At 66.4% G+C, this 10,559-nt stretch carries 10 protein-coding genes and 1 riboswitch; of the genes, 6 read left to right on the top strand and 4 right to left on the bottom strand.

Annotation, left to right across the window (positions count from 1 at the left end; translation table 11 throughout):
• A partial coding sequence (locus ACODRW_RS12315) for a calcium-binding protein (protein WP_488905850.1) occupies positions 1-662 on the top strand: 662 nt, incomplete at its 5' end.
• A 50-nt stretch (positions 663-712) separates the two neighbouring features.
• Here ACODRW_RS12315 and ACODRW_RS12310 read toward each other — a convergent pair.
• A complete protein-coding gene (locus ACODRW_RS12310) occupies positions 713-1,891 on the bottom strand; it encodes a DUF1501 domain-containing protein (RefSeq protein WP_488905849.1) in 1,179 nt (392 codons plus the stop codon).
• Positions 1,892-1,904: 13 nt separating this feature from the next.
• A complete protein-coding gene (locus tag ACODRW_RS12305) occupies positions 1,905-3,404 on the bottom strand; it encodes a DUF1800 domain-containing protein (RefSeq protein WP_488905851.1) in 1,500 nt (499 codons plus the stop codon).
• Positions 3,405-3,553: 149 nt separating this feature from the next.
• Positions 3,554-3,648, top strand: a riboswitch (TPP riboswitch).
• Between the two features lie 45 nt (positions 3,649-3,693).
• Between ACODRW_RS12305 and ACODRW_RS12300 the strand changes: the two genes are divergently transcribed.
• Genes ACODRW_RS12300 through ACODRW_RS12285 form a run of 4 tightly spaced genes read left to right on the top strand, consistent with a single transcriptional unit; the run spans position 3,694 to position 7,757 of the window.
• Positions 3,694-4,710 carry a thiamine ABC transporter substrate-binding protein gene (locus ACODRW_RS12300; protein ID WP_253314456.1) on the top strand — a complete coding sequence of 339 codons (1,017 nt, stop codon included), beginning with the start codon at positions 3,694-3,696 and terminating at the stop codon, positions 4,708-4,710.
• Positions 4,707-5,255, top strand: coding sequence for a GNAT family N-acetyltransferase (locus ACODRW_RS12295; RefSeq protein ID WP_107799684.1), 549 nt, complete (start codon positions 4,707-4,709; stop codon positions 5,253-5,255). Before ACODRW_RS12300 ends, ACODRW_RS12295 begins: the two co-directional genes overlap by 4 nt.
• On the top strand, positions 5,255-6,808 hold the full coding sequence (locus ACODRW_RS12290) for an ABC transporter permease (RefSeq protein ID WP_107799683.1): 1,554 nt from the start codon (positions 5,255-5,257) through the stop codon (positions 6,806-6,808). The genes ACODRW_RS12295 and ACODRW_RS12290 overlap by 1 nt, the downstream gene beginning before the upstream one ends.
• Entirely contained in the window at positions 6,801-7,757 is a 957-nt protein-coding gene (locus tag ACODRW_RS12285; protein ID WP_235088161.1) for an ABC transporter ATP-binding protein, read from the top strand. Before ACODRW_RS12290 ends, ACODRW_RS12285 begins: the two co-directional genes overlap by 8 nt.
• On the opposite strand, the gene motA is transcribed toward ACODRW_RS12285, so the two are convergent.
• Together motA and ACODRW_RS12275 are read right to left on the bottom strand one after the other, a co-directional pair.
• Positions 7,741-8,601 carry a flagellar motor stator protein MotA gene (gene motA / locus ACODRW_RS12280; RefSeq protein ID WP_107799681.1) on the bottom strand — a complete coding sequence of 287 codons (861 nt, stop codon included), beginning with the start codon at positions 8,599-8,601 and terminating at the stop codon, positions 7,741-7,743. The genes ACODRW_RS12285 and motA overlap by 17 nt on opposite strands.
• A gap of 218 nt (positions 8,602-8,819) precedes the next feature.
• A complete protein-coding gene (locus ACODRW_RS12275) occupies positions 8,820-9,161 on the bottom strand; it encodes a hypothetical protein (RefSeq protein WP_474453745.1) in 342 nt (113 codons plus the stop codon).
• A gap of 263 nt (positions 9,162-9,424) precedes the next feature.
• Between ACODRW_RS12275 and ACODRW_RS12270 the strand changes: the two genes are divergently transcribed.
• A complete protein-coding gene (locus tag ACODRW_RS12270) occupies positions 9,425-10,357 on the top strand; it encodes an N-acetylmuramoyl-L-alanine amidase (protein WP_235088166.1) in 933 nt (310 codons plus the stop codon).
• Positions 10,358-10,559 lie beyond the last annotated feature (202 nt).

Genomic DNA, 10,559 nt, shown 5'->3' with positions numbered 1-10,559 from the left:
ACATGGTGTTCCGCCACATCAACGGCCAGGACAGCGTGACGGTGAAGGATTGGTTTGGCGATCAGCTGAACTGGATCGAACAGATCACCTTCGCCTCCGGCGTGAAGTGGACCGCCGATCAGTTGATGAAGCAGGGCGTGCCCTTGTTGGGCACCGAGCTGGGCGATACCCTGCGCGGCGGCGCGCTTGACGATTGGCTGGTTGGCAACGGCGGCCATGACGCCTTGTACGGCGGCGAGGGCAACGATCTGTTGGTCGGCGGCCGCGGCAACGACGTGCTTGAGGGCGGTAACGGCAACGACACCTATCAGTTCGAGCGCGGCGATGGCCAGGACGGCATCACCGACACCGGCGGCCAGGATGTGTTGAAGTTCGGCCAGGGCGTCAATGCCGACCAGCTGTGGTTCAAGCGTCAGGGCGCCAGCCTGGAGGTCAGCGTGATCGGCACTGAGGACAAGGTGTCGATTAACAACTGGTTCGGCAATGCCGCGAACCAGATCGAGACCCTCCAGTCCGGCGACGGCAAGGCCCTGGCGGCCAGTCAGGTGCAGGCGCTGGTCAATGCGATGGCGGCCTTCAATCCGCCGGCCGCTGGCCAGGTCAACCTGCCGGACAACTATCAGGCGGCTTTGCAGCCGGTGTTGGCGTCCAGCTGGAAGTAAATCGCTGAGTGGTTCTCTGTAGACGGCCGGCCCCTAGGGGCCGGCTTTTTTCATGCCTTCAGAATGGGCAGGGGGGCGAAGCGGCCGCCCAGCACATTGTGGGCGTCCTTGCCCCACCAGCTCTGGATGGCGGTGGCGTAGACCTGGCGGAAGTCGATGGCGCAAGGCAGGTTGCCGTCGTCGACGCCGGCCAATTGCGGGCTTTGCCCATACAGGCCGCCGCGCACGCGCCCGCCGGCGGCGAAATGGACGTTGGCGGTGCCGTGGTCGGTGCCGCGGTTGCCGTTTTCGCGCGGGCGGCGGCCGAATTCGGCGTAGCTGAGCACCAGGGTGTCGTCCCAGCGCCCCTGCTGTTGCAATTGCGTGCGCAATAGCGCGATGCCGTCGGCCAGCTCTCCCAGCAGCCGCGCCTGGGTGGGCGGCTGGTTGCCGTGGGTGTCGAAGCCGGTGAGCGTGATGCGGGCCACGGCGATGGATACGCCGCGGGACAGGGTGTCGGTCAGAGTCGCGACGGCCTGGGCGAAGGCTCCGGCCGGCCGGGGCGCGGCCATCGGCGAATCCGCCGCGGCCACGGGTTTGGCGGCTTGGCTCAGTTCGGCGGCGGCCTGGCGGATGTCGCCCTCCACCTTGAGAATGTGGCCCAGCGCGCCGCTGCCGGCATGGCCTTGGTCCGCGGCCAGTTTGGCCTGGCGCGCGAAGTCTTGCGGATTGCTCAGCACCACCGCGCGGGCGCCGCCGTCCAGCGGGCCCAGCGCCTGGCTGGACAACACCACGCCGTCGGCGGCGAATCCGCGCGGCGTCGGCTGCTCGCGGAACAATCGGGTCAACCAGCCCTCGCTCAGGTATTGCTGGCTATTGGACGCGGTTTCCCAAATCTCGATGGAACGGAAGTGGGACAGATTGGGATCGGGATAACCCACCCCCTGCAAGACCGCCAGCTCCTGCTGCTGCCATAGCGGGCGCAGGCCGGTCATGGCCGGGTGCAGGCCCAGGTGTTCGTCCAGCGGCAGCACTTGGTCTCGGGGAATCGCGATGCCGGGGCGCAGCCGGTAATAGTCGGCGCTGGCGTAGGGCACCACGGTGTTGAGGCCGTCGTTGCCGCCCTTGAGTTCGATCAGCACCAACAGGCGTTGATAGCCGGCCGGCGCCAGCGCCCAGCTCAGATTGGGCAGCACGGACACCATCAGGCCGCCGGCCATGGCTTTGAGAAATTGTCGTCGCTGGAACATGGCTGGGTTTCCGTCAGTGAACTTGATAAACCGGGTCCAGCAGCAGCGGGGCTATGGCTTGCGCGCCGCTGTCGGATTCGGGCAGGGGATTGGCCGGCGGCAAGGCCAGCAAGAGCTTGGCGGCGTCCTGAGCGCTGCGGATTTGGTAGATGGCGCTCCATTCATCCGGCTGCAGCCTGATGGAACGCAGGCCGGCGGCCGCCAGCCGGTTGATGCGCGCCTCGCGTCCCTTCATTTCGTCCATGCCGCCGTCCGGCAGCGCAAAGGCGTTGCGCGCGGGCGCGGCGTCGCGGGCGATGCGGTCCAGGAACTGTTTGCGGCTGAGCAAGGTGGCGCTGTTGATCCAGGCCTCGCCGCCCGGCCAGCCTTTGACGTTGGGCGGCGCGAACACGTCCTGGCCCAACTGACGGTTGAGCCCGGCCAGCGCGCGCCAGTCCGGCGGGTTCAGGTCGAAGGTGACCAGGGTGCCTATGGTCAGCTCCAGCGGCGATTTCACCAACTGGCCCTGGCTGCTCCAGAACTGCGGGCTTAGCAGCAGCGCGCGCAGCAAGGGCTTGATTTCGTAGCGGCTGTTGCGGAAGCCGGCGGCCAGCCGCTTGACGGCGGCCGGATCCGGCTTGGGCGAGACGAAGGCCTTCCACAGCTTGGCGGCGATGAACTCGGCGGTGGCCGGCTGTTGCAGCAGCAGGTCCAAGACATCGTCGCCGTTGAAGTCGCCCCGCTGGCCGAAGACGAGCTTGTCGCCGTCGTCGTGCAAGCGCGGACGGTTGACGAAGCGCTCGTCGCGATTCAGCCCCCAGCCGGTGAAGGCGCGCGCGGCTTCACGGATGTCCTGTTCGCTGTAATGGCCTTCGCCCAGGGTGAACAGCTCCATCACCTCGCGCGCGAAGTTCTCGTTCGGCTGGCCCTTGCGGTTATTGGCGGTGTCCAGATAGCGCATCATCGCCGGATCGCGGGCGACGGCGTGCAGCATGGCGCCGAAGTTGCCCAGCGCGTACTGGCGCAGCAAGACGTTTTGCCGATACATCAGTTGGGGCGAGCGCACCTTGTCCAGCGCGGAGACGAAGTGGTTGTGCCAGAACAGGGTCATTTTTTCGCTGAGCGGCGACGAGGTGTAGCGCATCTCGTTCAGCCACCAGCCGCGCAATTCCACCGCGTGCTCGGCGCGCAGCTTTTGCAGCGCCTTTTTCGCCTCTTCGTCTAAATTGGGCTGCCCCGGCCGCTCGAAGGCTTCGTCGACCCAGGACGGCGGCGGCGTGGCGGCGTTGGCCTGGCTATTGGCCAGCAGCCGATCCACCGCGGCTTCGCGGCTCAGCGGCGCGTACACGGCGATTTGCGCCGGGTTGGCGCCGAAGCCGGTGCGGGACAGCAAATGGCGCGCGCCGGCGACGCCGATGCCGGCCTGGGCCAGCGCGGGCAGGCTGAGCGCGGCCAGCAGGAGCCCCAGCGCGGTTTTTGCGGTGAAGCGGATGGCCTCGGCCGTTCTAGTCGGCGGCCGGCCAAGGGTGGGCATGGGGTTCAAGCATGGTCTCCAAACGCGCCCGGAGCGGGCGCAAGCATGCATTCAGCTTAGAAGGCGCTTGTCATCGGCGTGTTAAGGCGCGGGCCCACTCTGTTAAGGATTGTTGGCTGCCAGCCGGCGGCCGCTGCGGTATACTGGCGCGCTGTCACCAGGGGTGCCCGCGACGCGGGCTGAGAAAATACCCTGCAACCTGATCTGGGTCATGCCAGCGGAGGGAGCGTGATGCGCGGGCCAGGGCCCGCATTCCGCTTGCTCCGGACTATCGTGTACGGAGATATCCATGAAGCGTTTTTCCTCTTTGATAGCCGTTGCGCTGGCGGCGTCCAGCCTGGCCGCGTCGGCGGCCGAGCTGCGCGTGCTGTCGCACAGCTCTTTCACCGTGTCCAAGCCCTTGCTGGCCGAGTTCGAAAAGCAGAACGGCGCCAAGGTCTCCATCATCAAGGCCGGGGACGCCGGCGAGATGCTGAACAAGCTGATTCTGACCAAGGCCAATCCCATCGCCGACGTGGTGTTCGGCATCGACAACAGCCTGATCGGCAAGGCGCAGCAGGCCGGCGTGCTGGCTCCGGTGCCGGCGGCGCTGGCCCAGGGCGGCAAGGCCGCCTTGCCGGGCGCGGTGAGCATAGACTACGGCTACGTCACCCTCAATTACGACAAGGCCTGGTTCGCCCAGCGCCAGCTGGCGCTGCCCAAGACGCTGGAGGATTTGAGCAAGCCGGCCTACAAGAACCTGCTGGTGGTGCAAAATCCGGCCACGTCCAGCCCGGGCCTGGCTTTCATGTTGTCCACCATCGCCGCCATGGGCGAGGACAAGGCCTTCGCCTTCTGGGGCCGCTTGCGCGACAACGGGCTGAAGGTCAGCAAGGGTTGGAGCGAATCCTACTACACCGATTTCTCCAAGAACGGCGGCAGCCGTCCGCTGGTGGTCAGCTACGCGACCAGTCCGGCCGCCGAGGTGTTCTACAGCAAACAGAAACTGAACGACGCGCCCACCGGCAATCTGCCCTTGAAAGGCGGCGTGTTCCGCCAGGTGGAGGGCGCGGCCCTGGTCAAGGGCGGCAAGGAGGCGGCGCTGGGCGAGAAATTCATCGCCTTCCTGCGCTCCGAAGCGGTGCAGAAGGACGTGACCACCACCATGTGGATGTATCCGGTGATGGACAAGGTGAGCTTGGACCCGGTCTATCGTTTCGCGGAGCAGCCGGCCGCGCACGACACGCCGGACAGCAAGGCGATCGCCGAGCGCTCCCGCCAATGGGTGGCGCGCTGGACCCGAGTGGTGTTGAAGGGCGGGCAATGATTCCGGACATCGAAACGCCGCGGCTGTTGCTGCGCCATCTGGACCCGCAGACGCTGTGGCTGTGTCTGGCCGGTCAGCCGGAAACGGCGGCCGAGCTGCTGGGCGCGCCGCTGGCGGCGGAATGGTTGGACGAGCAGGACTTGATGAGCATGCGGCTGGACGACATCGAGCGCCAGCCCGACTACGCGCCCTGGTCGGTGCGCGCCTTGCTGCGCCGCGACGATCTGACGATGGTCGGCCACGTCAACTTCCACTCCTTGCCCGGCCATCCTTATCTGGGCGACTACGGCGACGTGGAATTGGGTTACACGATTTACCCGGCTTATCGCCGCCAGGGCTATGCCCGCGAAGCGGTGCTGGCGATGGGGGCCTGGGCGGCCCTGGCCGGCGCGCCGCGGCTGGTGCTGTCCATCGCGCCGGACAATCTGCCTTCGCAATGTTTGGCCGCGGATCTGGGCTTCGCCAAGGCGGGGCAAAGCGAGGATGAAGACGGGGTGGAGGATGTGTTGACCGCCCGCTGGCCGTTGAAGGGAACGCCGTTTTGATGTTGAGCCGTCGGAGCCGCCTGTTGCTGGCGGCGCCTCCCTTGCTGTTTTTGCTGGCGATGTCTATTTCGCCGTTGGCGCGGCTGTTGAAGGAGGGCGGCGAGCCGCTGTCCTTCGGTTTGCTGAGCGATTCCTATCTGCGCTGGCGCATGATGTGGTCGCTGCTGCAGGGTGCGGCGACCTGCGCGCTGGCCTTGCTGCTCGGCGTGCCGGCGGCGTGGGCGCTGGCTCGCTTCCGCTTCGCCGGGCGCGGCCTGGCGCTGCGCCTGCTGATGCTGCCCTTCGTGATGCCCACCCTGGTCGCCGGCGTCGGCGTGTTGGCGCTGTTCGGCCCTCAGGGTTTGAGCGGGCTGAACTTGCAGGATTCGCCCTGGCTGCTGCTGTACGGCAATCTGTTCTTCAATCTGCCGCTGGTGATCCGCGCGGCCGCCGATGGCTTCGCCCAGGTGCCGGCCAGCCGGCTGGCCGCGGCCCGCAGCCTGGGCGCCGGGCGTTGGCGCGCGTTCTGGCGCGTGGAATGGCCGGCGGCGCTGCCCTGGCTGTTGCCCAATCTATGCTTGGTCTTCCTCTACTGTTTCTCCGGCTTCGGCCTGGCGCTGTTGCTGGGCGGCCAGCGTTACGCCACGGTGGAAGTCGAGATTTACACGCTGGTGGCGTATGAGCTGAATCTGGCCGACGCCGGCGCGCTGGCCTTGCTGAGCCTGCTGGTGGCCGGCGGCGTCGCCGCGGTCTACGCCTGGCTGGAGGCGCGTTTGGGCGTGCCGGCGCGCTGTGAGCCGCTGCTCCCCGCGCCCGCGCGGACCTGGACGGACCGCGCCTGGCTGACGGCGGCCCTCGCCATTCTGTTGATCTTCGCCGGCTTGCCCTTGCTGGCGGTGCTGTGGAAAGCGCTGTCCGCGCTCGACGGCCTGGCCGGACTGTGGGACGAGGAATTGCGGCTGGCCTTGTTCAACTCGGCGCGTTTCACCTTGCTGACCGTATTGCTGTCCGGCCTGCTGGGCCTGTGCCACGCGCTGGCCGCCGGGCGCTGGCTGTGGTTGCGGGCCCTGGCCTTTCTGCCTTTCGTGGTGTCGCCGGTCTGCGTGGCGTTTGGCTTGCTGCTGCTCTATCCGAGCTGGAGCGCGGATTTGGCCATGCTGTTGGCAGCCTACGTCTTGCTGGCCTATCCCTTCGTCGCCAAAGCCGCCGGCGCGGCGCTGGACGGCATGCCGGAACATCTGGCGCAGGCGGCGCGCTCCCTGGGGGCCTCGCCCTGGCGGCTGTTCCGACGGGTGATCTGGCCCTTGTTGCAGCCGGCGCTGCGGCGCGGGCTGGCCTTCGCCGCCGCCACCGCGGTGGGGGAGTTCGCGGTGACCTTATTCCTGTCACGGCCGGAGTGGTTGACCCTGACCACCTTGATTTATCAGAAGCTGGGCCGGCCGGGCCAGGCCAACGCGGATGCGGCGATGCTGTTGTCCGGCCTGCTGATGGTGTTGGCGACGCTGGCTTTCGCCGTGATTGAAAGCGGCGCGGCCAGACCGGGGGAACCGGGAAAAGGAGACGGGCGTGCTTGAGCTCATAGGAATTGAAAAGCGCTTCGGCGCGCGGGTGGCGGCGGACGGCGTGTCGCTGGAGGTGGCCGCCGGGGAGACCCTGGCTCTGCTGGGACCGTCCGGCTGCGGCAAGAGCAGCTTGCTCAAAATCATCGCCGGCCTGCTGCCGCTGGACGGCGGCGCGGTTCGTTTCAACGGCGAGGACATCAGCCGGCTGCCGCCGGAGCGGCGCGGCTTCGCGCTGATGTTCCAGGATTTCGCCTTGTTTCCGCATCTGGACGTGCTTGGCAATGTGATGTTCGGTCTGATCGAACGGGGATCGTCCCGCGCCCAGGCCGCCGCCGCCGCCGCGGCGATGCTGGAGCGTTTGGGTCTGGGCGGTTATCAAGGGCGCAAGGTCTGGACCTTGTCCGGCGGCGAGCAACAGCGGGTGGCGCTGGCGCGTGCGATGGTGACCCGTCCGCGGCTCTTGCTGCTGGACGAGCCGTTCTCCAGCCTGGACGCGCATTTGCGCGGTCAGTTGCAAGGGGAGTTCGCGCAGTTGCTGGCGGAGTCCGGCATACCGGCCATTCTGGTCACGCACGACAGAGAGGAAGCGTTTGCGATGGCGAGCCGCGCCGCGGTGCTGCGCCAGGGGCGCATCGTGCAATGCGAGACGCCGCCGCAGCTGTTGGCCAGGCCGGCGAATGCGTGGCTGGCGCGCTTCATCGGCTATGAAAACGTGCTGGAGCACGCGGTGGTGCCGGGCCACGCGCTGCGGCTGGGGCCGCAGTACCCGCCGGCGCGCATCGAGTCGCTGACCTGGCTGGCGGACGGCGCCCGGGTGGAAGTGGCGGCGCAGGCGGGGCGGCTGAGCCTGAGCCTGTCCGCGCGGGAGGCGGCGAGCCTGGGCGCGGAACTGCGGCTTGGCGGCCAGTTTGGGTTGGGGGTGGACGCGTCCGCCCTGATTCCGTTCAGCGCAGGCTCTTGATGCGCTGTTCCATTTCCTCGAATTCCGGGCGTTCGCTGGAAAACAGCACTTTGCGGCCGAACTCGATGGCGCTGGGCGGCGGATAGCCCTGCATGCCGGCCAAGAGCACGGTCTTGATGCATTGCAATTCCTTGCTGTCCTCGTCCAGCTTCTGTTCCAGCAGCGCGCCCAGCGGCGACACCATGCCGTAGGACAGCAGGATGCCGAGGAAGGTGCCCACCAGCGCCGAGCCTATCATGCCGCCCAGCACCGCCGGCGGCGCGCCGACCGAGGCCATGGTGTTGACCACGCCCAGCACGGCGGCGACGATGCCGAAGGCCGGCAAGGCGTCGCCCAGGCGCTGGATGGCGGCGATAGGCGCCATGCCTTCCTGGTGGTGGGTTTCCAGTTCCACGTCCATCAGGCTCTCGATTTCGAAGGCGTTCAGATTGCCGCTGACCATGATGCGCAGATAGTCGCGGATGAAATTAAGCGCATGGTGGTCTTGAGCGATGGCCGGATACTTGCTGAAGACCGGGCTTTGTCCGGGGGCGTCGACATCGGCTTCCAGCGCCATCAGCCCTTCTTTGCGCGCCTTGGCCTGCAGTTCGTACAACAGGCACAGCAAGTCCAGCGCGCGGGCCTTGTTGTGGCGCGAGCCCTTGAGCGCGGCGGGCAGCGCGCGCGCCACCGCTTTCAGATTCTTGGTCTGGTTGGCGACGATGAAGGCGCCCAGCGCGCCGCCCAGAATCGCCATCATCTCGGTGGGCATCGCGGAGAGAATGGCGCCGATGGCGCCGCCGTGGATCAGAAAGGCGCCGAAGATCATGCCGATCACGACGAGGTAGCCGATGATTACATTCATATGTGGTAGTCCCAAGCAAAGTCAGACCGATGCCGGTCTGGCGCGTCGCCGCGGCGAACGCGGCGGGTCTGCGAGATAAAGAAGGCGGAAGGCCTGGGGTCGGTTCAAAGTCCGGTCGGCGCGGCGATGGCTGAGCGCGCAAGCGGCGCATGTGAGCATTTCGATGCGGCGTCAGCCGTGCAAGGCGCCGCGGCGCGCGGCCGGCTTTGAACCGGCTCTCAGACGCGAGGCGGCCGACGCGGCGGATTGGGCGGCGGCGGCGAGGGAAGGGCGGCGATGAAGTCGGGCCAGCCAGGCCTCGCCGCATGCGTCGCCATGGCCGGGCTCATGCCGGGCAGGGTCTGGCATTCTCCGCATCCGCCCAACTCGGCGGCGCAGTGGGCATGGCCGCCGCTGGCCGCTTGCGCCGCGGCCGTGCCGTGGCCGAGGGCATAGGATGGACCGGCGCGGCCAAGGGCGCCGTCGGCGTGAACCGCGGCGTTGGCCAGGGGCAAGGCCTGCCAGAGCATGAACAGCAGCAGGGCCAGCCGGGTGATGGATTTGAATGCAGAAAGTCTCAATGCCCGTTTCCCATGAATCGCAGCGCAATCTAAATCAGGATCGGAGGGCTGGCAAGCCTAGATTCAGGCTTGAGCGCCAAGCGACGATATTTTCATGTTAATTAAATGGCATTTATCATGCCAATATCTTAATTGGAACTATTTATTAGTTTAAAAACTCTACCTTTGCTGCGTGCGCCGGGAAAAGGTCCGCGCGCATGCTTGACTCTAAGGTTGAATGGAAAATGATCAGTAGAAGACGAGTTTTGGCTTGGAGCGGGGCCTTGCCCCTGCTGGCGCCGTTGGCGGCCAGCGCATTGAGTTCCGCTTGCGCCAGCGCGGCCGGGACGGCCAAAAGCTATCGGGTGGACGCCAGTCTGCTGTCCGAAAACCAGGATTCCAGAGTACGCAATCTGGTCTTCCATTACACCGCCGTGCCCAACGGCCTGGCGCTGGAAATGCTCACCCAGGGCCAGCACGGCGCCAGCGCGCACTACCTGGTGCCGGATGCCGCATTGCTGGGCATGTCCAACAAGGTGTACCAATTGGTGCCGGAGGAGCGCAGAGCCTGGCATGCCGGGCGGAGTTACTGGCAAGGGGACCGGCTGATCAACTCCAGCTCCATCGGCATCGAGATCGTGAACCTGGGCTATCCGTCTCCGGAAGAGGACGAACTGCCCTTGATGCGGCGGCAGTGGTTCGACTTCGATGAGGCGCAGGTCTCGGTGGTGGCGCAACTGGCGGCGGATATCATCGCGCGGCATCAGATTCCGCCGCACAAGGTGGTGGGGCATTCCGACGTGTCGCCGGGACGCAAGGTGGACCCGGGGCCGAAGTTCCCCTGGGAGCGCTTGTACCGCGACTACAATATCGGCGCCTGGCCGGAACGCGAGGCGGTCGAGTTCTACCTGCGCCGGGCGCCTTATCGCGGCGACGTGCGGGATCTGCAGAAACGCTTGCTGGATTACGGCTACGAGGCGCCGCAAACCGGCGTGCTGGACAAAGAGAGCCAGGACGTGGTGGCGGCCTTTCAGATGCATTTCCGGCCTGCGCGTTACGACGGCGCGCCGGATGCCGAGACTTCCGCGATCCTGGACGCCTTGCTGGAAAAATACTTCGACCGGCCGCGTCCGGGACGAACGCCGGGCTCGAAACCGGCCGCTGCGCCGAAGAAGGACAATGGAAAGGGCAGCGATACCTGGCCGCTGACGCCTTAGAACCTGTTCAAAGTCTGCTGCGCTTCAGCGATACGGCGTTAAAAACAAGCTCAAAATGCTCATGTACCACCTGTACATTCCGCTTTTTCGCTCGTTTTCGCCTTGTCTCGCCCTTGCTCGCGAGACTTTGAACAGGCTCTGAGAACCTGTTCAATGTCTGCTGCGCTTCGTGAGGCGTGGCGCAGTGAGTACCGCTTCGGCC

Source organism: Chromobacterium sp. FG89 (assembly GCF_057808735.1).
The sequence above is the reverse complement of the archived record's forward strand: the minus strand, read 5'-3'. Positions and strand labels throughout refer to the sequence as shown.

Bases quoted from the DNA above. Each gene is read 5' to 3' on its own strand.
- ACODRW_RS12305 (WP_488905851.1), bottom strand. From the start codon at position 3,404: ATGCCCACCCTTGGCCGGCCGCCGACTAGAACGGCCGAGGCCATCCGC.
- ACODRW_RS12290 (WP_107799683.1), top strand. From the start codon at position 5,255: ATGTTGAGCCGTCGGAGCCGCCTGTTGCTGGCGGCGCCTCCCTTGCTG.
- ACODRW_RS12295 (WP_107799684.1), top strand. From the start codon at position 4,707: ATGATTCCGGACATCGAAACGCCGCGGCTGTTGCTGCGCCATCTGGAC.
- ACODRW_RS12300 (WP_253314456.1), top strand. From the start codon at position 3,694: ATGAAGCGTTTTTCCTCTTTGATAGCCGTTGCGCTGGCGGCGTCCAGC.
- ACODRW_RS12310 (WP_488905849.1), bottom strand. From the start codon at position 1,891: ATGTTCCAGCGACGACAATTTCTCAAAGCCATGGCCGGCGGCCTGATG.
- motA (WP_107799681.1), bottom strand. From the start codon at position 8,601: ATGAATGTAATCATCGGCTACCTCGTCGTGATCGGCATGATCTTCGGC.